The organism is Oerskovia jenensis (assembly GCF_016907235.1).
Classification (GTDB): domain Bacteria; phylum Actinomycetota; class Actinomycetes; order Actinomycetales; family Cellulomonadaceae; genus Oerskovia; species Oerskovia jenensis.
The window spans coordinates 586,044-604,888 of the sequence record NZ_JAFBBO010000001.1 but is presented as its reverse complement, the minus strand read 5'-3'; the positions used below and the strand labels follow the sequence as shown (position 1 = coordinate 604,888).

The window sequence follows — 18,845 nt, the reverse complement described above, 5'->3', positions numbered from 1 at the left end:
GCATGACTGCACAGCTTGCTTGCATGACCGACGACGTGGCGCCCGAGGAGGCGCTGCGTGTGGAGCTCGAGGGCGAGAGCGGCCCCGTCGAGGTCGCGGTCGTCCGCGACGGAGACGGGAACTGGCACGCCATCTCGGACATCTGCTCCCACGGCGCGGTCTCGCTGTCCGACGGCGAGGTCGAGGGCTGCTTCATCGAGTGCTGGCTGCACGGCTCGCAGTTCGACCTGCGGACCGGCATGCCCACCGCGCTGCCCGCGATGCGCCCCGTGCCCGTCTACCCGGTCACGATCGACGGCGAGCGCGTGCTCGTCGACATCGACCAGACCGTCTCCCCGTCCTGACCCCTGAACTTTCTCGAATACTGGAGAACACCACATGTCCACTCTGGAGATCCGCGACCTGCACGTCAGCGTCGAGACCAAGGAAGGCCCGAAGCCGATCCTGCGCGGCGTCGACCTGACCATCAACGCCGGTGAGACGCACGCGATCATGGGCCCCAACGGCTCGGGCAAGTCGACCCTCGCGTACTCGATCGCCGGCCACCCCAAGTACACGATCACGAGCGGTACCGTGACGCTCGACGGCGAGGACGTCCTCGCGATGACGGTCGACGAGCGTGCCCGTGCGGGCATGTTCCTCGCCATGCAGTACCCGGTCGAGGTCCCCGGCGTGTCCGTCTCGAACTTCCTGCGCACCGCCAAGACCGCGATCGACGGCGAGGCCCCCGCGCTGCGCACGTGGGTCAAGGACGTCAAGGGCGCCATGGAGAACCTGCGCATGGACTCGTCCTTCGCGGAGCGCTCGGTCAACGAGGGCTTCTCCGGTGGTGAGAAGAAGCGCCACGAGATCCTGCAGATGGAGCTCCTCAAGCCGAGCATCGCGATCCTCGACGAGACCGACTCGGGCCTCGACGTCGACGCGCTGCGCATCGTCTCCGAGGGCGTCAACCGCGCCAAGGAGTCCACGGACGTCGGCGTGCTGCTCATCACGCACTACACGCGCATCCTGCGCTACATCAAGCCGGACTTCGTGCACGTGTTCGTCGACGGCCGCATCGCCGAGGAGGGCGGCCCCGAGCTCGCCGACCGCCTCGAGAACGAGGGCTACGACCGCTTCCTGACGACGGGCGCGGCCACGGCCTGACCTGGGCCTGCGGGTGGCCGGTCCGCCGGCCACCCGCCCGCCAGATCTCGGCGGGCACCTGACACCTTGAGGAGACTTCCGATGACCACCACCGACACCGTGCGGGCCGGGCTGAGCGCCACCGAGCTCGCCGCCGTGCGAGCCGACTTCCCGCTGCTCGCCCGCACGGTGCGGGGTGGCCGTCCGCTCGTCTACCTCGACTCGGGCGCCACGTCGCAGAAGCCGCAGGTCGTGCTCGACACCGAGGTCGACTTCTACGAGGAGCGCAACGCCGCGGTGCACCGCGGCGCGCACCAGCTCGCGGAGGAGGCGACCGAGGCGTTCGAGGACGCCCGGTCCGCGGTGGCCCGCTTCGTGGGGGCCGACGCCGACGAGATCGTCTGGACCTCCGGGGCCACGGCCGCGATCAACCTCGTCACGTACGCGCTGTCGAACGCGACGATCGGCCGCGGGGGAGAGGCGGCCCGCCGCTTCGCCCTGGCGCCGGGCGACGAGATCGTCCTGACCGAGGCCGAGCACCACGCCAACCTCGTGCCGTGGCAGGAGCTCGCCGCGCGCACGGGCGCCGTGCTGCGCTGGTTCGGCGTCGACGACGACGGGCGCATCCGCGTGGACGAGGCGGACTCGGTCATCACCGAGCGCACGCGTGTCGTCGCGTTCACGCACGCCTCGAACGTGACCGGGGCGATCACGCCGGTCGCGCCGATCGTGGCGCGCGCCAAGGCGGTCGGGGCGCTCACGTTCCTCGACGCGTGCCAGTCCGTGCCGCACCTGCCCGTGGACCTGCACGCCCTCGACGTCGACTTCGCGGCGTTCTCGGGGCACAAGATGCTCGGCCCCACGGGCATCGGGGCGCTCTACGGGCGCCGCGAGCTGCTCGAGGCGCTGCCCCCGGTCACGACCGGCGGGTCCATGATCGAGGTCGTCACCATGACCGAGGCCACGTACATGCCGCCGCCCCAGCGCTTCGAGGCCGGCACCCAGGCCGTCGCGCAGATCGTCGGTCTCGGTGTCGCGGCGCAGTACCTCGAAGAGCTCGGGATGGAGAACGTCGCGGCCCACGAGCACGACCTCGCGGTCGAGCTCCTCACGATCGCCGACGTCCCGGGCGTGCGGATCATCGGCCCGGCCACACCGGAGGACCGCCTCGCGGTCGTCTCGTTCGTCGTCGAGGGCGTCCACGCCCACGACGTGGGCCAGGTGCTCGACGCCGCCGGCATCGCGGTGCGGGTCGGTCACCACTGCGCCCAGCCCCTGCACCGCCGGTTCGGGATCGCCGCCACGGCACGTGCCTCGGCCTCGGTCTACACGACGTCCGAGGACGTCACGGCGTTCCGGGAAGGTTTGGCGGGGGTCCGGGCGTTCTTCTCAGTGGACTGAGAACCCGCACGTCCACGTCGACCGTGGGCGCGACCCGTCTCGTCCCCGCTGTCCAGCGCACCGCAGGATGTACCGAAGGAGCAGGACCCCAGCAATGAGCAGCTCGTTGGAGCAGATGTACCAGCAGGTCATCCTCGACCACGCGAAGTCCCCGCACGGGCGAGGGTTCGTCGACCTGTCGGAGGGTCACCTCCACGGTGAGTCGCACCAGATCAACCCCACGTGCGGCGACGAGGTCACGATGCGCGTCGAGTTCGACACCGCCGACCCGAAGGTCCCGACCATCTCGAGCGTGAGCTGGGAGGGCCAGGGCTGCAGCATCTCGCAGGCCTCCCTGTCCGTGCTCACCGACCTCGTGACCGGCGCGCCCGTGGCGGAGTCCGAGCATCTCGGCGACCTCTTCCGCCAGCTCATGCAGTCGCGCGGCAAGGGACTCGACGACGACCTCGAGGACGAGCTCGGGGACGCCACGGCCTTCACCGGGGTCGCTCAGTTCCCGGCCCGTATCAAGTGCGCGCTGCTCGGCTGGGCCGCGCTGCGTGACACCCTGGCGACGTCGGGGGTCCTCGCAGACGCCCACGCCACCCAGCCCGAGCTCGACCAGACCACGTCCCCGCAGGCACCCCAGGAGAACCGATGACGACCGAGACCCCCGCCGCCGCTGCGGCGCCGACCCCGCCGACCGCGGCCGACGTCGAGGAGGCCATGCGCGACGTCATCGACCCCGAGCTCGGGATCAACGTCGTCGACCTCGGCCTCGTCTACGGCATCCAGGTCGACCAGAACAACCACGCGGTCATCGACATGACGCTCACGTCGGCGGCCTGCCCGCTGACCGACGTCATCGAGGACCAGACGGCGCAGTCCCTCGACGGGCTGATCGACGGCTTCCGGGTCAACTGGGTCTGGATGCCGCCGTGGGGCCCCGAGAAGATCACGCAGGACGGCAAGGACCAGCTGCGCGCGCTGGGGTTCAACGTCTGAGCCTCCGCAGGATCACGGCGAGCTTGCGCGATCTCTCGACGTGATGGCCGCAGTGGAGGGGGAGCAAGCCGCCTGGAACGGTGACTTGCTCCCCCTGATGTTGCCCCAGGACGATTGTTGAGTCGTGACCATCAGCGGCTCCGCTGATCCTCGGGGAATCTCGCCTCGTACTCGTCGCGCAGATCCCAGATGGGCTTCCAGACGTCGTCTCGGGACACGCGCCAGAATCGCCACGCGTTCTGCGTCTTCCCGGGCGCCGGGTTCGTGGCGACCTCCCATGCGCGGTTGGGGCTCCAGCAGACCTCGCCGTCGACGACGAGACTTCCGTTTGCGCGAACTGTCGCCGGCGCACCGGAGGTTCCGTGCAGGGTCTCGCCGTCGTGAAGGTATCCGCGAGCCACCAGATCGCCCATAGTCGCCCAATGCGACTTTCTTTGAGGCCGGTCGCTGGGCACTGCTGCACGCTGAGCGATCGGCTGGGCCGTTGATTCGAGCGACGCGATCTCCAAGGCTTGACTGATGAGCGGTGGCGTCAGAGGCGTTGAACCTGCCGCAGAGGTGTCCCGCGGACGTAGGCGCCCTGTCGACACGTCGTAGCCGAGCAGCCGCAGGATGGCAGTGACATTCGGCAGCACGCCCTTGCGTAGACGGTGACGTTCGCGTTCTGTCGGAGTCTCGTCCCCGGGGGTGTTGCTGTTCTGGGTCACGGCGAATCGGAACCCGCCGAGGTGATCGTAGAGCGCTCCCTCGAGAAACCCGGCCGAGGCCGAGGAGAAGGAGTCGTTCCAGGCGCCGGGCAGGACGACGAGAACTCGATTCCACCACGACTTGTCCTTGAGGTGGCTTGCGATCCGCTGGGAGACGGTTCCTGTTCCGACCTTGCCGACGTAGAAGGTCCACGCACCGTTCTCGCCGGGGGCGGGCCCGAGCAGAAGGTAGTTTCCGTGGGTGCCCTCCGCCGTCGCGGCGAACGAGCGCTCGAGCAGAAGGAATCGGTATGCCGACTCGGGCACGCGGAACTCGATGGCCTGGTGCGCGGTGTCGGGAAGGAGGGCCTGGATCTCTACGTCGTCACTCACGGAACTCTTCCTGCTGCGGACGTGAAACCGCTGCCGTGGAGAACGGTGCCGCACTCCCATCGGGCGATTCGTTGACCGCCACGATAGTGCACGCTCCGGGCCATCTCCTGCAGCCCGGGCAGGGGCCGTGGAAGGGTTGAATCGTCGATACCGGCCGCGTGCTCGACGTGCCGGAAGAGCGCTCGCGGCTCCTCCGGCAATCGCCGCCATGTCCTACTGCTCCTCCGTGGTGGAACGCGGGTCCTCGGTGGCGGAACGCGGGCATTTGCGACCTGGCGCCTTCACCCCTCGGCGCCCGCCAGCGGTGGACCCTCCAGCACCCGCGGGCGGTACTCGACGAACTGGATGCCGGTGTCGAACGTGTGGTGCTCGAGCATCTCGAGGGCGACGTCGGGGTAGCCGTCGTAGACCCGCTCGGATCCCGTCGCGCCGGTGATCACGGGGAACATCCCGACCCGGAAGCGGTCGACGAGCCCGGCCCGCAGCAGCGCCCGCGCGAGGCTGAGGCTGCCGATCGTGCTCAGGATGCCGTCCTCGGTGTCCTTCAGGGCGCGGACCGCCTCCACGGCGTCGCCGCGCACGAGCGTCGAGTTGGCCCAGCTCAGCGGCTCGGTGAGCGTGCTGGAGAAGACGATCTTCCGCGCCGCCGTGAGCTCGTCGACCGACGCCTCCTCGTCGGCCGTGAACTCGTCGGTCCCCTCGGGCATCTGCCCGGCCGCGAAGCCCGACATCAATCGGTAGGTGTTGGCACCCATCAGGTAGGTGACCTCGGGTTGCTCCTGCAGCCAACCGAGGTACTCGGGCCCTTCGAGCCCCCAGAATCCCGGCCAGCCCTCGCCCGACGCGTAGCCGTCGAGCGAGGTGATGAAGTCGACGAGCAGCTCTGCCATGGGTCCGTCCCCGTCCTCGGTGCTCCCGTGCGGTGGCGCCGCCTGGCGGCGGCCTGGTCTCACCCTTGAGACGGCGGGACGGCCGCGAACTCATCGGTCGGCGCACCGACCGGACGCTCGAGGCTGTGAGGGTGACGTGGCGTCGTCGTGCTGCGTCGAAGGGGCTTGCCAGGGGGGCGGCGGCTGCCAGGATCTGACGCGCTAGGTGTACCCGGTCACGAGGTTGGTTGCAGTCGGCTTGTCGGGGGTTGGCCTCCGAGGGCTTGGTGGCGGCGTTGGGTGTTGTAGTACTCGATCCAAGGGGTCAGTGCGGCGGCTCGTTCGGCGTTCGAGGTGAAGACTTGTCGGTATGCCCACTCGGTGGCCAGGGTGCGGTTGAGTCTTTCGACCTTGCCGTTCTGCCAGGGGCAATGGGGCTTGATGAACTTCTGCCTGATGCCATGCTGGGCGCAGATCTCGCGCAGCGACCAGCGGTAGGCCCAGGCGTTGTTCGTCATGAGTCGCTCGATCCGGTTGATGCCTCGGGCTGCGAAGTAGTCGAGCGCGCGGGTCAGGAAGCCCGCGCAGGTGGTGCCCTTCTCGTCGGGCAGGATCTCGGAGTACGCCAGGCGCGAGTGGTCGTCCACGAGGGAGTGCACGTAGTCGTAGCCCGCGCCGTGTTTGCGGTCGCGGTTGTCCCCGGCGCCGCGGCCGTGAGCGCGCCATCCGCCGCCGTCCGGGATGCGGCCGAGCTTCTTGACGTCCATGTGGACCAGCTCGCCCGGCCGCTCGCGCTCGTAGCGCACGGCCGTCGACTTCGAAGCTCGCAGTCGTTCTCCGGTCATCGGGTCCAGCACGGCCAGGTGCGGCATGTGGTGGCGGGCCAGGATCCGAGAGACGGTCCGGGCCGGGACGCCGGTCTCGGCGGCGATCTGGTCTCGCCTGCGCCGCTCGGCCAGTCTCAGGGCAACGACCTTGGCCTCGACTCGGGCGCGGTCTTTGTCGGGCACCGGTGCGGCCGCGAGGACCGGTCACCCAGGCCGGCCTCGCCCTCGGTCGCGAACCGGTGCAGCCAGTGCCGGACGCACTTGCGCGAGACGCCCATCGCCGCAGCGATGTTGGCCTGCTTCCACCCATCACGGCGACGTTCGACGATCAACATCCTGCCGCGAACGGTCAGGCGGGCATTAGCGTGGGACATGAGGACCTCCGGGTTGTGAAGACTTCGACATCTCCACTAAGCCCGGAGGTCCTCCCTTCCACAACCCGAACTGACACCAACCTCGTGACCGGGTACAGCTAGGGCTACCACAGGGGGCATGCCCAGGTCGGGAGGACTTCGATGAGCGACGCTGCTTCAACGACTGGACGGGCAGCGCGCATGACGACGACGCTCACCCTCGCGACGATCGCACTCGCCCTGTTCAGCGCATGCTCGAGCGGGCCGGGGATCGACGCCTCGAACCCCTATGCCGCGGAGTTCGAGAACGCGCTCGAGAACGCCACGTCGGACTTCGAGCGGGGGGTGCTCGAGGACGGCGAGATCACGAGCGCGGAGTACGAGGAGGCGGTGGACCGTTATCTCGGCTGCATGCACGACCTCGACGTCGACGTGACGCTTCAGGCGAGCGGCGAGATGTACCAGTTCGTGACGTCCACGGCCGAGGAGTTCGACCTGCACGACGCGGACTGCCGGCGCGGGACCACCGCCTGGGTCACGCAGCTCTATGACGCCAAGATCAACAACCCGGAGAACGTCGAGGTCGAGCTCGCGGAGCTCGCTGCAGCGTGCCTGGTGGAGGCCGGGATCGCTCCCGCTGGGTACTCGGCGGAGATGCTCGGTGACGACATGAACAACGGGACGGGGCTCGTGCTGACGCACATGGACGACATCGACGACTGCTTCCAGGAGGCGCTGGACGTGCAGGAGTGACGCAGCGCTCCCTGCGAGCGGTCCAGGACGGCCCGTGGCGCGTCGGCGCCTGCGCCACGATCAGAGCGTCGACGCCTCGAGCGCGTTGCAGTCCTGGAACGTCCCACCGTCGTAGCCCGTCATGAACCAACGCTGGCGCTGCTCGCTCGACCCGTGGGTCCAGGCCTCGGGGTTCACCGAGCCGGTCGCGGACTGCTGGATGCGGTCGTCGCCCACGGCGGAGGCTGCCGAGAGGGCGTCCTTCAGCTCGGCCGGGGTGATCTCCTGGAGGAACGGCACGCCGGTCTGTGGGTCGATCGTCGTGGCCGCGTTCCCCGCCCACATGCCCGCGAGGCAGTCGGCCATGAGCTCGATGCGCACCGAGTCGGACTCCGGGCCGGTCCCGGAGCGGTCCGCCGACGCCATGACGCCGGAGAGCTGCTCGATGTGGTGACCGAACTCGTGTGCCGTGACGTACTCCTCGGCGAGCGGGCCGCCCGAGGACCCGAAGCGGTCGCGCAGCTCGTCGAAGAACGAGACGTCGATGTACACGGCCTGGTCGGGCGGGCAGTAGAAGGGGCCGACCGCGCTGGTCGCCGCGCCGCACCCCGTCTGGGTCGACGCCGTGAAGCTGTAGACCTCCGGGAGGACGTACTCGACCCCGACCTGCGCGGGGAGCGCCTCGGCCCAGTAGGTGTCGAGAGACTGGGCTGTCGCCGACAGCCGGCACTCCCGCTCGGTGTTGGCCTGCTCGGCCGTGCACTCCTCGACGAACTGCTGCTGTCCGGTGTCCTCGGCCCCGGAGGGCTGGACCACCTGGTCGCTCACGGTCCCGAGCACGCTGCCCAGGTCACCACCGTTGAGGAGCGCGACCACGACCGCCACGAGCACGGCCGCGAGACCGCCGCCCGCGATCACGGGACCCTTGCCGCGCCCGCCCTTGCGGACCCGGCCACCCTCGAATGAACCACCCTCGTTGAACGTCACGGGTCAACGCTACTCGTCGCCGCAGGTCACGGCGTCCTGCGGTGCGACGTCGGGCGAGGACGGCCCGTCGGTGGTACCGGCCCGACGGCGCCGCTCACCCGTGACCCGTCCGGCACCGCCCGCAGCCCGCCCCGGGCGGCGAGCGCCGCCGTCGGGCAGTCGGGTGCCGAGAACGGGGTCGAGGCCGCCACAGCCACCGGAACGACCGCAACCCCGTTCCCGGCACCCAGTGGCGACCAGCAGCCGACTGTGACGGACCAGCCCACGAAATCCCGTACCGTCCACGGGCTCGCGGCACTAGAATCGGTGGCGTTTGTGTCTCGCGCACAGCGCGACCGCGCGAGCACCCACGCCCTGAAGACCCCACCATCCTCCGGAGGAACTCTCTGTGATCACTGCCCACGCCGTCGAGCTGCGCGTCGGCGCCCGCGTCCTGCTGGACGAGGCGTCCTTCCGCATCGCTGCCGGAGACCGGATCGGCCTGGTGGGTCGCAACGGAGCGGGCAAGACCACCCTGACGAAGACCCTCGCGGGGGAGACCCAGCCCACGGCCGGGCAGATCGTGCGCACGGGAGACGTCGGCTACCTGCCGCAGGACCCGCGCACGGGCGACCTCGACGTGATCGCGATGGACCGCGTGCTCTCGGCGCGTGGCCTGGACGTGCTCGTGCGCAAGATGCGCGAGACCGAGGGCGAGATGGCGAGCGCCGACGCGGAGACGCACCTCGCCGCGATGGAGCGCTACCCCAAGCTCGAGGAGCGGTTCACGGCCGCCGGTGGCTACGCCGCGGAGAGCGAGGCGCAGCGCATCACGTCGAACCTGGGCCTCGACGACCGCATCCTCGCGCAGCCCCTCAAGACCCTGTCGGGTGGTCAGCGCCGACGCATCGAGCTCGCGCGCATCCTGTTCTCGGGCGTCGAGACCCTGCTCCTCGACGAGCCGACCAACCACCTCGACGCCGACTCGATCCTGTGGCTGCGCGACTACCTGAAGAACTACTCGGGCGGGTTCGTGGTCATCAGCCACGACGTCGAGCTGCTCTCGGCGACCGTCAACAAGGTCTTCTACCTCGACGCGACGCGCGGCGTCCTCGACCAGTACAACCTCGGCTACCGGGCGTACCTGGAGCAGCGCGAGACCGACGAGCGCCGTCGTCGTCGTGAGCGCGCCAACGCCGAGAAGAAGGCCGGCACGCTGCTCGCGCAGGCCGAGAAGATGCGCGCCAAGGCCACCAAGGCCGTGGCCGCGCAGAACATGATCAAGCGCGCCGAGCGCATGCTCTCGGGCCTCGAGGGCGAGCGCGTGAGCGACAAGGTCGCCAAGCTGCGGTTCCCGACCCCGGCACCGTGCGGGCGCACGCCCATCACGGCCGAGGGGCTGTCCAAGTCGTACGGCTCGCAGGAGATCTTCGCGGGCGTCGACCTCGCGATCGACCGTGGCAGCCGCGTCGTCGTCCTCGGGCTCAACGGTGCGGGCAAGACGACCCTGCTGCGCATCCTGGCGGGCGTCGAGAAGCCCGACACGGGCGAGGTCATCGCCGGGCACGGGCTCAAGCTGGGCTACTACGCCCAGGAGCACGACACTCTCGACATGGACGTGACGGTCGTCGAGAACCTGCGCCACGCCGCGCCGGACCTCACCGACACCCAGGTGCGCTCGGTCCTCGGCTCGTTCCTGTTCTCCGGGGACGACGCGAACAAGCCGACCAACGTCCTGTCCGGTGGTGAGAAGACGCGCCTCGCGCTCGCGACCATCGTGGTCTCGGGGGCGAACGTGCTGCTCCTCGACGAGCCCACCAACAACCTGGACCCGGCCTCGCGCGCCGAGATCCTCGACGCCCTCAAGAACTACGAGGGCGCAGTCGTCATGGTCACCCACGACGACGGAGCGGTCGAAGCGCTCTCCCCGGAGCGCGTCCTGCTGCTGCCCGACGGCGACGAGGACCTGTGGAACGACTCCTACGCGGAGCTCATCTCCCTCGCCTGACGTGGTCGAAGGCTCCGCTGTCCGCGGGGCCGCCCGACGCGCCCAGCACGGGGACGACGAACGGCCCGTCTGCTCCTCGGAGCAGGCGGGCCGTTCGTCGTGCCTGGCGGTTCGCGCGGTCAGGCGCGCGGCTCGGGGAGCTGCGCGTCGATGAGCGCGTCCTCCTCCTCCTCGGCCGTGGGACCGCGCTTGCGGCGCGGCGCGGTCTCGCCCGGCGTGCGTCCCGACGCCCGCTGCTCGCCGAGCAGGTCGCCCGCGGTCACGGTCTCGCGCTTCTCGCGGCGGATCAGGACGAGGAACCCGCCGATCGCGCCTGCGGCGAACACGAACCACTGGAACGTGTACGACAGGTGCGAGCCAGGGTCGGTGTCCGGGACGGGCAGTGGACGCAGCGACGCCGCCGGAGCGGGGTCCTCGGCCCGGAGCGAGCCGTACGCGCCGACGGTCGCCCCCTCGGCCCACGCGGCGCCGTCGGGGCCCTCGGCGAGGACCTGGGCCGTGTTGATGGCCTGGACCTGCCCGGCCGGGGCGTCACGCCTCGACGCGGGCTCGTCCGCGCGCAGGCTCACGGTCACCTCGACCGTGCCTGGCGGGGGAGCGGGCACGGCGTCGGGGGCGCTCGCGTCGGACCCGAGGGGCACGAAGCCGCGGTCGACGACCATGACGACCTTCTCGCCGCCGTCCGACGGGGTCGTCACGAACGGGACCAGGACGTGGAAGCCCGCCTTGCCCCCGGCGGGCCGGTTGCGCAGCAGGACCGTGGCGTCCTCGACGTAGGAGCCCTCGAGCGTGACGCGCTGCCACACGTCCTGCGGGTCCAGGACGGTGCCCGGGCCGTCGAGGACGTCCGTGAGCGGCACGGGCTCCGCGTCGTAGTTCGACTCGATGATCTCGATCTGGGCCGAGCGCGACTCGTACCGGTGCCACTGCCACCGGCCGGCGAGGACGCACAACGCGGCCACGAGCAGGACCCCGAGGGCGAGAGTGACCCACTGGCGCACGGTCCGGGGCTCGGCCTTGGCGTCTCGCGACACGTCGTGCGCGAGCTGGTCCGCGTCGGGCTGCCGGGCGCCCTGGGGGGCCGGGGTCTCGTCCGGTCCGGCGGGCTTGGCGGGCTTGGCGGGCCCGGTGGGCCCGGCTGATCGGTCGTGGCCGGGAGGAGCCTGGGTCACAGCTCGGGCCGGCGCTCGAGGTCCGCGACGGGGACGGTCTGCTTCCAGAAGTCACGGGCGCCGAGGAAGGTCTCGAGGTGCTCGCGGTGGTCGTCGCACGCGAGCCACACCTTGCGGCGCTCGGGCGTGTGCAGCTTGGGGTTGTTCCAGAGCAGCCCCCAGACGGCCTCGGCGGGGCAGCCCTTGCCGCTGCAGATCAGCTCACCCTCGTCGACGGGGTCGGCGAGGTGGAGGAGGTCAACCATCGTGCGGCTCCTGGTCGGTGGTTCGGTCGGTTCGGTCGGTGGTCGGGTCGGCGTTCCCGTCGGCAGCGCCCGCCTCGTCGGCAGCACCCGCCTCGTCTGCTGCACCCGCGTCGTCGGCTGCGCCGGCCCTGTGGGCGTCTCCCGCCGCGGCGGGAGCGTCGTCGCGGACCCTGCCCTCGTCGTCGAGCTCGACGACCCTCCCGAGGCTCGGGTGGTCCGGGGCGGCCCCGACCTGGAGGTGCTCCATGGGCGAGACGTCGTAGGACTTCTGGTCGCGCCCGGCGTTGACGAGCAGCACCGCGACGTACGGCAGGACGATCGCGGCGCCGATCAGGACGAACGAGAACCACCCGTGGACGATCACCGCTCCGAGGAAGCACACGAGCCGGATCCCCATCTGGATGAGGTACCGCTTGGTGCGCCGCGACTGGTCCTCCGCGAGCGACTCCGGTGCGTTCGAGATGCTCGGCACCTGGTTGCTGCTGCTCACCCCTCCATCCTACGTTTGTCGGAACCCGACAAAGGACCCCGGTCGCCTGTGATGGTCCCTGCGCGCACGGGGTCCGGGCCGCGGGGTACGGTCGTGGCGGCGACGTGCCGCACGTGCGGGACCTCTCCCGCCGCGGGCGTCGCCTCCCAGCCACCCGAACGAGGAGATGTCGTGTCCGAAGCCCCCGCTTCCCCCAGCCCGCGCACCGTGGTCGTCACGGGCGCCAACCGGGGCATCGGCCGCTCGATCGCCGAGCGGTTCGTCGCCAACGGCGATCGAGTCGCGACGATCTACCGCAGCGGCGACCTCCCCGACGGCGTGTTCGGCGTCGTGGGCGACATCACCGACACCGACGCCGTCGACGCGGCCTTCACCGCGATCGAGGCCGAGCTCGGCCCCGTCGAGGTCCTCGTCGCGAACGCGGGCGTGACCCGCGACCAGCTCCTCATGCGCATGACCGACGACGAGTTCGAGTCCGTCATCGACGTGAACCTCACCGGGACGTTCCGTTGCGTGCGCCGCGTCTCCAAGGGCATGATCCGGCTGCGTCGCGGTCGCATCATCCTGATCTCCTCGGTCGTGGGCCTGTACGGCGGCCCGGGGCAGGTCAACTACTCGGCCTCGAAGGCGGCGCTGGTCGGCATGGCCCGCTCCATCACGCGCGAGCTGGGCGGGCGCGGCATCACCGCGAACGTCGTGGCCCCGGGCTTCATCGAGACGGCCATGACGGCCGAGCTGCCCGAGGAGCGCCAGAAGCAGTACAAGGCCAACATCCCCGCCGGGCGCTTCGCCCAGCCCGAGGAGGTCGCCGGCGCGGTGCAGTTCCTCGCGTCCCCCGAGGCCGGGTACATCAGCGGCGCCGTGATCCCGGTCGACGGCGGACTCGGCATGGGGCACTGACGGCGGCCGCCGGGCGCCACCACCACCTCGCACTCCCCGAGGAGCACCGCGTGTTCCTCGACACACCGCTCGACCCCTCCAGAACTGTCGGGGCGGGTCGTCCATGAGTACGCTCAAGCAGCGCACGACGAACGAACGGAAGAAGAACTGATGGGTCTGCTCGAAGGCAAGAAGCTCCTGATCACCGGTGTCCTCACCGACTCCTCGATCGCGTTCCACGCGGCGAGGCTCGCTCAGGAGGAGGGGGCCACGGTCGTGCTCTCCTCGTTCGGTCGCCAGATGAAGCTCACGCAGGCGTTCGCCAAGCGCCTTCCGGTCGAGGCACCCGTCGTGCAGCTCGACGTGACGAACGAGGAGGACCTCGCCGGTCTGGCGGACGCCGTCCGCGAGCACGTCGACACGCTCGACGGCGTCGTCCACTCGATCGGCTTCGCGCCGCAGTCGGTCATGGGTGGCAACTTCCTGTCCGCGAGCTGGGAGGACGTCGCGACCGCGCTGCAGGTCTCGACCTTCTCCTACAAGTCCCTCGCCGTGGCCGCGAAGCCGCTCATGACGAACGGTGGTGCCGTGGTCGGGCTGACGTTCGACGCGCAGTTCGCCTGGCCCGTGTACGACTGGATGGGCGTCGCGAAGGCGGGCCTGGAGTCCGCGAACCGCTACCTCGCGCGCGACCTGGGCCCCGAGGGCATCCGCACCAACCTCGTCTCCGCCGGCCCGATCCGCACGACGGCCGCGAAGTCGATCCCCGGGTTCGAGCAGATGGAGGACGGCTGGCCGACGCGCGCGCCCCTCGGCTGGGACCAGATGACCGCCGAGCCCGCCGCACGCGCCGTCGTCGCACTCCTGTCAGACTGGTTCCCGGCAACCACGGGGGAGATCGTGCACGTCGACGGCGGCGTGCACGCCATGGGTCTGTGACGAGAGGGACGAACGTGCGAGATGGTCGATCGGCGGCGTCGTTCGATGCCACCGGGCCCGGGGTGCCGGGCCGTACGCATCGGCTGGTGCTGCTCCGGCACGCCAAGGCCGAGCCCGCGGGGGGCGTCGACGACGTCCTGCGCCCGCTCGCGCTCAACGGGCGGCGTCAGGCCGGCCGGGTCGGTGCCGCGCTCGCCCACTCCGCGCTCGTCCCCGAGCTCGTCCTGTGCTCGTCGGCCCTGCGCACGCGGCAGACCTGGGAGCTGCTCGCGGCCAACCTCGGCGACGTGGGCCCTGAGGTCGTCGTGACGGACACCCTGTACGCCGCGGGGGTCAAGGACGTCGTGGACCTGGTCCACGGCGCCGACTCCCGGGTGCGCACGCTCCTCGTGATCGGCCACGAGCCGACCATGGCCGCCACGGCGGCACACCTCGCCGCGCCCGGATCGGACTCGGGTGCCCTGGCGCAGGTCCGCGTCGGGGTCCCGACGGCCACGTACAGCGTGCTGGAGTCCCTCACCCCCTGGAGCGAGTGGACCGACGGCGTCGCGGACCTGACGTACGTCGGGCGTCCCGCGAGCTGAGGTCCTCCCGGAGGGGTGACGAGGCGTTGCGCGGTGCCGAGGGCCCGCGACCGCCCGCCGACGACACATGACGAAGGCCCCTTCCCCCGCTGACCGGGAGGAAGGGGCCTTCGTCGTACCGGACGTCAGTCGGTCCGGTCCTGCGCGTCGATGATCTCCAGCACCGCGTCGAGGCGCGGCCCCGGCACCGAGAAGGGGGCCTGGTCGACGACGACGGGCTTGGCCGCGAACGCGATCCCGACACCGGCCGCGCCGATCATGTCGAGGTCGTTGGCGCCGTCGCCGATGGCCACGGTGTCCGCCATGTCGATGCCCTCGGCGGCGGCGAGGTCGCGCAGCGTGACCTCCTTGGTGGCGCGGTCGATCACGGGGCCCGACGTACGTCCCGTGAGGCGGCCGTCCGCGACCTCGAGGCGGTTCGCCCGGAAGTGCGTGATCCCCAGCCGTGCGGCCAGAGGGGCCACGATCTCCTCGAAGCCGCCCGACACGAGCGCCACGGTCCACCCGCGGCGCTGGAGCTCGGCGACGAGCTCGGGGGCGCCGGGGGTGAGCGTGACCTTCTCGAGCACGTCGTCGAACGCGCTGACGGGGACCCCGGCCAGGGTCGCGACGCGCTCGCGCAGCGACTCGGCGAAGTCGATCTCCCCGCGCATCGCACGCTCGGTCACGTCGGTGACGAGCTCACGTGTCCCGGCGTGGTCGGCGAGGAGCTCGACGACCTCCTGCGTGATGAGCGTGGAGTCCACGTCCATCACGACGAGGCGGCGGGTCGAGGCGGGGCGGGCGGTCATGGTGCTATTCAACGATGGTTCCCTTGGGGACGACGGTGATACCCGAGTCGGTGACCGTGAAGCCTCGCGCGCGGTCCTGCTCGGGGTCGAGGCCGATGCGGGCACGCTCGGTGACGATCACGTTCTTGTCGAGGATCGCGCGGTGGACCTGGGCGTGCCGCTCGACCTGGACGCCGTCCATGAGGACGGAGTCGGAGACGGACGACCAGGAGTGCAGGTAGACGCCGGGGGACAGGACCGAGCCCACGACGGTGGCGCCGGAGATGATGACACCGGGGGACACCAGGGAGTCGGCCGCGTGACCGAGGCGACCCTGTCCCGAGTGGACGAACTTGGCCGGCGGCAGGCCGACGTAGCCCGTGTGCAGGGGCCACTCGTCGTTGTACAGGTTGAAGACGGGCGTGATCGAGATGAGGTCCTTGTTCGCGTCGTAGTACGCGTCGAGGGTCCCGACGTCGCGCCAGTAGTCGCGGTCGCGGTCCGTGGATCCGGGCACGTCGTTGCGGATGAAGTCGTAGACCCCGGCCGTCCCGCGGGCGACGAAGGCCGGGACGATGTCCCCGCCCATGTCGTGGCGCGAGTCCTGGTCCGTCGCGTCGGCCGTCACGGCGGCCACGAGCGCGTCGGCGTCGATGACGTAGTTGCCCATCGAGGCGAGGATCTCGCCGGGGGAGTCGGCCAGCCCGACGGGGTCGGTCGGCTTCTCGAGGAACGCGCGGATCTTGGTGGGGTCCTCGGGGTCGGTGTCGATGACCCCGAACTGGTCGGCCATGGAGATGGGCTGGCGGATGCCCGCGACGGTGAGCTCGGCACCCGAGGCGATGTGTGCGTCGACCATCTGGGAGAAGTCCATGCGGTACACGTGGTCCGCACCGACGACCACGACGATGTCGGGGCGTTCGTCCTCGATGATGTTGAGGCACTGGTAGATCGCGTCGGCGCTGCCGAGGTACCAGTGCTTGCCCACCCGCTGCTGTGCCGGCACCGGCGCGACGAAGTTCCCGAGCAACGACGACATGCGCCACGTCTTGGTGATGTGGCGGTCGAGGCTGTGGGACTTGTACTGCGTCAGCACGACGATGTGCAGGTAGTGCGAGTTCACCAGGTTCGACAGCGCGAAGTCGACCAGGCGGTAGATGCCGCCGAACGGTACGGCCGGCTTGGCGCGGTGGGCGGTGAGCGGCATGAGCCGGTTGCCCTCGCCACCGGCGAGGACGATTGCAAGGACACGTGGGGCGGCCATGGGCAAAACCTTAAGGCCACGCGCACGGTTCGCGGTGACCGAACCGCAGGCTGGTCGGGGTTCGTCCCACGTCCTGGTGCGGTGGGTCCGGCGGGGCGCGTGCGCGAGAGTCCCGCGGACCGCGCTAGCGTGTGGCGCGTGAGAGTCGACCTGCTGACCCGTGAGTACCCGCCCTACGTCTACGGAGGCGCGGGCGTCCACGTCGCCGAGCTGTCCCGTGTGCTGCGCGAGCGCATCGACGTGCGTGTGCGCGCGTTCGACGGCCCGCGCGCCGAGGAGGGCGTGACGGGCTACTCGGTCCCGGGCTCGCTCGCGTCGGCGAACGCGGTCCTGGGCACCTTCGGCGTGGACCTGGCGATGGCCGACGACGTCGCGGGCGCGGACCTCGTGCACTCGCACACCTGGTACGCGAACCTCGCGGGCCACCTGGCCTCGCTCCTGCACGGGATCCCGCACGTGCTCAGCGCGCACTCGCTCGAGCCGCTGCGGCCCTGGAAGGCCGAGCAGCTCGGTGGCGGCTACGCGCTGTCCGGCTGGGCCGAGAAGACGGCGTACGAGGCCGCGGCGGGCATCATCGCGGTCTCGGCGGGCATGCGTGCGGACATCCTGCGCTGCTACCCCGACGTCGACCCGGCCAAGGTCCACGTGGTCCACAACGGGATCGACCTGGACGGGTGGCGCCGGCCGGAGTCGGAGGCGCAGGCCGCCGCGGCGGACCGCGTGGTCCGCGACCTGGGGATCGACCCCGAGCGTCCGGCCGTGGTCTTCGTGGGGCGCATCACACGCCAGAAGGGTCTGCCGTACCTGCTGCGGGCGGCCGCCGAGCTGCCCTCCGAGGTCCAGCTGATCCTGTGCGCGGGCGCTCCCGACACCCCCGAGATCGCGACCGAGGTGAGCGACGCCGTCGCGCGCCTCGCGGAGCAGCGCACCGGCGTGGTCTGGATCGAGCAGATGCTCCCGCGCGAGGAGCTCGTCGCGGTCCTCGCGGCCTCGACGGTCTTCGTGTGCCCGTCGGTCTACGAACCGCTCGGCATCGTCAACCTCGAGGCCATGGCCGTGGGGCTGCCGGTCGTGGGCTCCGCGACGGGCGGCATCCCCGAGGTCATCGACGACGGCGTCACGGGCCACCTGGTCCCGATCGAGCAGGTCGACGACGGGACGGGCACGCCCGTGGACCCGGACCGCTTCGTCGCGGATCTCGCCGCGGCACTCGTCGCGGTCGTGTCCGACCCCGAGCGGGCCCGGGAGATGGGCCGCGCGGCGCGTACCCGGGTCGAGGACCACTTCGCGTGGGACGCGATCGCGGACCGCACGCTCGAGGTCTACCGCAGCGTGCTGGGGTCCGGTCCGGTCGCGTAGCGTGCCGTCGCGGCGGACATGGCCCGCCGCGCGGCCCGGTCGACCTCGCGCAGCGCGGTCGAGCGTTGGTCGGCCTGCCACAGGTTGACCGCGCCGCCGTCGTCGGCCGTGGCGAGGTCGACGATGGCCCGCAGCCGTGCGGCCTGCGCGAGCACGCGCACGCGCCGGGCCTCGGCCTCCCCGCGCACCGCGGGCAGGGGCCAGTCCGGGGGAGTCGTGGACCGCAGCGAGGCGATGGTCTCGGCCGCGTCCTCGCGCCAGCGCGCGACGTCCAGCGAGGCGAGGGCCTCGGTCGCGGTCAGCAGGGCCACGCGCAGGTCGCGCTCGGCGTCCGCGAGCGGCCCGACGGCGGCGAGCACCTGGGTGCGCCACGTCGGCACGGGCGTCACGTGCCAGGCGACGAGGTGACCCGTCTCGTACACGGAGCCGAACTCCGTGATCTCGGGCACGAGCGCCCACGATCCCTCGGCGGACTGCACGAGCAGGCACTCCTGTGCGTCGGTCGCGTCCGGGCTCACGGCGGCAGGCGCCCCCAGGACGTCGCCGGGAGCCGGGAGGAGCGCGCAGACCTCGACCGGGCCACGGGTCCAGCGCGTGAGGAGGTCGAGGAGCGTCGAGGCGTCGTCGGCCCCTTCGACGGTGTGAGGTTCGTCGTCCTGCCGGACGGCCGCGACGGCACGGCGGAGCAGCGCCTCGTCGGGCGCCTGCACCGCGCCGGGCTGCGGGGCCAGCGCCTGCACCCACAGAGCGAGGACGACGGCGCGGGGGAGCGGGAGGGTCGAGTGGGATTCCACGTCAG

20 protein-coding genes and 1 pseudogene are annotated in these 18,845 nt (G+C 71.0%); 11 read left to right on the top strand and 10 right to left on the bottom strand.

Annotation, left to right across the window (positions count from 1 at the left end; all coding sequences use genetic code 11):
• Positions 1-2: 2 nt before the first annotated feature.
• From JOD49_RS02770 to JOD49_RS02750, 5 genes are all read left to right on the top strand, one after another.
• Complete coding sequence (locus tag JOD49_RS02770; RefSeq protein ID WP_030152220.1) at positions 3-344, top strand: non-heme iron oxygenase ferredoxin subunit; 342 nt, start codon at positions 3-5, stop codon at positions 342-344.
• A 34-nt stretch (positions 345-378) separates the two neighbouring features.
• Positions 379-1,146 (top strand): Fe-S cluster assembly ATPase SufC, encoded by a 768-nt coding sequence (sufC, locus tag JOD49_RS02765; RefSeq protein WP_138824653.1) that lies wholly within the window; start codon positions 379-381, stop codon positions 1,144-1,146.
• Between the two features lie 81 nt (positions 1,147-1,227).
• On the top strand, positions 1,228-2,526 hold the full coding sequence (locus JOD49_RS02760; protein WP_205305875.1) for a cysteine desulfurase: 1,299 nt from the start codon (positions 1,228-1,230) through the stop codon (positions 2,524-2,526).
• Positions 2,527-2,620: 94 nt separating this feature from the next.
• Positions 2,621-3,166: a Fe-S cluster assembly sulfur transfer protein SufU gene (gene sufU, locus JOD49_RS02755; protein WP_205305874.1), complete on the top strand. Its 546-nt coding sequence runs from the start codon at positions 2,621-2,623 to the stop codon at positions 3,164-3,166.
• Positions 3,163-3,510: a metal-sulfur cluster assembly factor gene (locus tag JOD49_RS02750; RefSeq protein WP_030152224.1), complete on the top strand. Its 348-nt coding sequence runs from the start codon at positions 3,163-3,165 to the stop codon at positions 3,508-3,510. Before sufU ends, JOD49_RS02750 begins: the two co-directional genes overlap by 4 nt.
• Positions 3,511-3,641: 131 nt before the next feature.
• Here JOD49_RS02750 and JOD49_RS20460 read toward each other — a convergent pair whose 3' ends face one another.
• From JOD49_RS20460 to JOD49_RS02735, 3 genes and pseudogenes are all read right to left on the bottom strand, one after another.
• Complete coding sequence (locus JOD49_RS20460; protein ID WP_205305873.1) at positions 3,642-4,589, bottom strand: restriction system modified-DNA reader domain-containing protein; 948 nt, start codon at positions 4,587-4,589, stop codon at positions 3,642-3,644.
• Positions 4,590-4,870: 281 nt separating this feature from the next.
• Positions 4,871-5,479 (bottom strand): dihydrofolate reductase family protein, encoded by a 609-nt coding sequence (locus tag JOD49_RS02740; protein WP_205305872.1) that lies wholly within the window; start codon positions 5,477-5,479, stop codon positions 4,871-4,873.
• Between the two features lie 215 nt (positions 5,480-5,694).
• A pseudogene (locus tag JOD49_RS02735) lies at positions 5,695-6,659 on the bottom strand (IS481 family transposase).
• Between the two features lie 180 nt (positions 6,660-6,839).
• Here JOD49_RS02735 and JOD49_RS02730 point away from each other — a divergent pair.
• On the top strand, positions 6,840-7,391 hold the full coding sequence (locus JOD49_RS02730; protein WP_205305871.1) for a hypothetical protein: 552 nt from the start codon (positions 6,840-6,842) through the stop codon (positions 7,389-7,391).
• A gap of 60 nt (positions 7,392-7,451) precedes the next feature.
• Here JOD49_RS02730 and ypfJ read toward each other — a convergent pair whose 3' ends face one another.
• Positions 7,452-8,357: a KPN_02809 family neutral zinc metallopeptidase gene (gene ypfJ, locus JOD49_RS02725; protein WP_205305870.1), complete on the bottom strand. Its 906-nt coding sequence runs from the start codon at positions 8,355-8,357 to the stop codon at positions 7,452-7,454.
• Positions 8,358-8,745: 388 nt separating this feature from the next.
• Here ypfJ and JOD49_RS02720 point away from each other — a divergent pair, with 388 nt between their 5' ends.
• Positions 8,746-10,344 carry an ABC-F family ATP-binding cassette domain-containing protein gene (locus tag JOD49_RS02720; RefSeq protein ID WP_205305869.1) on the top strand — a complete coding sequence of 533 codons (1,599 nt, stop codon included), beginning with the start codon at positions 8,746-8,748 and terminating at the stop codon, positions 10,342-10,344.
• Positions 10,345-10,463: 119 nt separating this feature from the next.
• Here JOD49_RS02720 and JOD49_RS02715 read toward each other — a convergent pair whose 3' ends face one another.
• From JOD49_RS02715 to JOD49_RS02705, 3 genes are read right to left on the bottom strand one after another with little or no spacing between them, the layout of a single operon-like run.
• Positions 10,464-11,516, bottom strand: coding sequence for an SURF1 family cytochrome oxidase biogenesis protein (locus tag JOD49_RS02715; protein WP_307822335.1), 1,053 nt, complete (start codon positions 11,514-11,516; stop codon positions 10,464-10,466).
• Complete coding sequence (locus JOD49_RS02710; protein ID WP_030152230.1) at positions 11,513-11,761, bottom strand: hypothetical protein; 249 nt, start codon at positions 11,759-11,761, stop codon at positions 11,513-11,515. Before JOD49_RS02710 ends, JOD49_RS02715 begins: the two co-directional genes overlap by 4 nt.
• Positions 11,754-12,251, bottom strand: a complete 498-nt coding sequence (locus JOD49_RS02705) for a DUF3099 domain-containing protein (RefSeq protein ID WP_307822333.1) — start codon at positions 12,249-12,251, stop codon at positions 11,754-11,756. The genes JOD49_RS02710 and JOD49_RS02705 overlap by 8 nt, the downstream gene beginning before the upstream one ends.
• 171 nt (positions 12,252-12,422) lie before the next feature.
• On the opposite strand from JOD49_RS02705, the gene JOD49_RS02700 reads away from it, so the two are divergent.
• The 3 genes from JOD49_RS02700 (at position 12,423) to JOD49_RS02690 (ending at position 14,653) form a co-directional block, all read left to right on the top strand.
• Positions 12,423-13,151: a beta-ketoacyl-ACP reductase gene (locus JOD49_RS02700; protein WP_307822332.1), complete on the top strand. Its 729-nt coding sequence runs from the start codon at positions 12,423-12,425 to the stop codon at positions 13,149-13,151.
• A 150-nt stretch (positions 13,152-13,301) separates the two neighbouring features.
• Positions 13,302-14,069 carry an enoyl-ACP reductase FabI gene (gene fabI, locus JOD49_RS02695; protein WP_205305868.1) on the top strand — a complete coding sequence of 256 codons (768 nt, stop codon included), beginning with the start codon at positions 13,302-13,304 and terminating at the stop codon, positions 14,067-14,069.
• Between the two features lie 86 nt (positions 14,070-14,155).
• A complete protein-coding gene (locus tag JOD49_RS02690; protein WP_307822331.1) occupies positions 14,156-14,653 on the top strand; it encodes a SixA phosphatase family protein in 498 nt (165 codons plus the stop codon).
• Between the two features lie 125 nt (positions 14,654-14,778).
• Here the strand turns inward: JOD49_RS02690 and serB are convergent, their stop codons facing one another.
• Both serB and JOD49_RS02680 read right to left on the bottom strand, forming a co-directional pair.
• The gene (serB, locus tag JOD49_RS02685) at positions 14,779-15,444 is read right to left on the bottom strand and encodes a phosphoserine phosphatase SerB (protein ID WP_205305867.1); all 666 of its coding nucleotides are present in this window, start codon (positions 15,442-15,444) and stop codon (positions 14,779-14,781) included.
• Positions 15,445-15,448: 4 nt separating this feature from the next.
• Positions 15,449-16,687, bottom strand: coding sequence for a glucose-1-phosphate adenylyltransferase (locus JOD49_RS02680; protein WP_205305866.1), 1,239 nt, complete (start codon positions 16,685-16,687; stop codon positions 15,449-15,451).
• 138 nt (positions 16,688-16,825) lie between these two features.
• Here JOD49_RS02680 and glgA point away from each other — a divergent pair, with 138 nt between their 5' ends.
• On the top strand, positions 16,826-18,046 hold the full coding sequence (glgA, locus tag JOD49_RS02675) for a glycogen synthase (RefSeq protein WP_205305865.1): 1,221 nt from the start codon (positions 16,826-16,828) through the stop codon (positions 18,044-18,046).
• On the opposite strand, the gene JOD49_RS02670 is transcribed toward glgA, so the two are convergent.
• The gene (locus tag JOD49_RS02670) at positions 18,010-18,840 is read right to left on the bottom strand and encodes an Rv1486c family protein (RefSeq protein ID WP_205305864.1); all 831 of its coding nucleotides are present in this window, start codon (positions 18,838-18,840) and stop codon (positions 18,010-18,012) included. The two genes, glgA and JOD49_RS02670, sit on opposite strands and share 37 nt — an antisense overlap.
• Positions 18,841-18,845 lie beyond the last annotated feature (5 nt).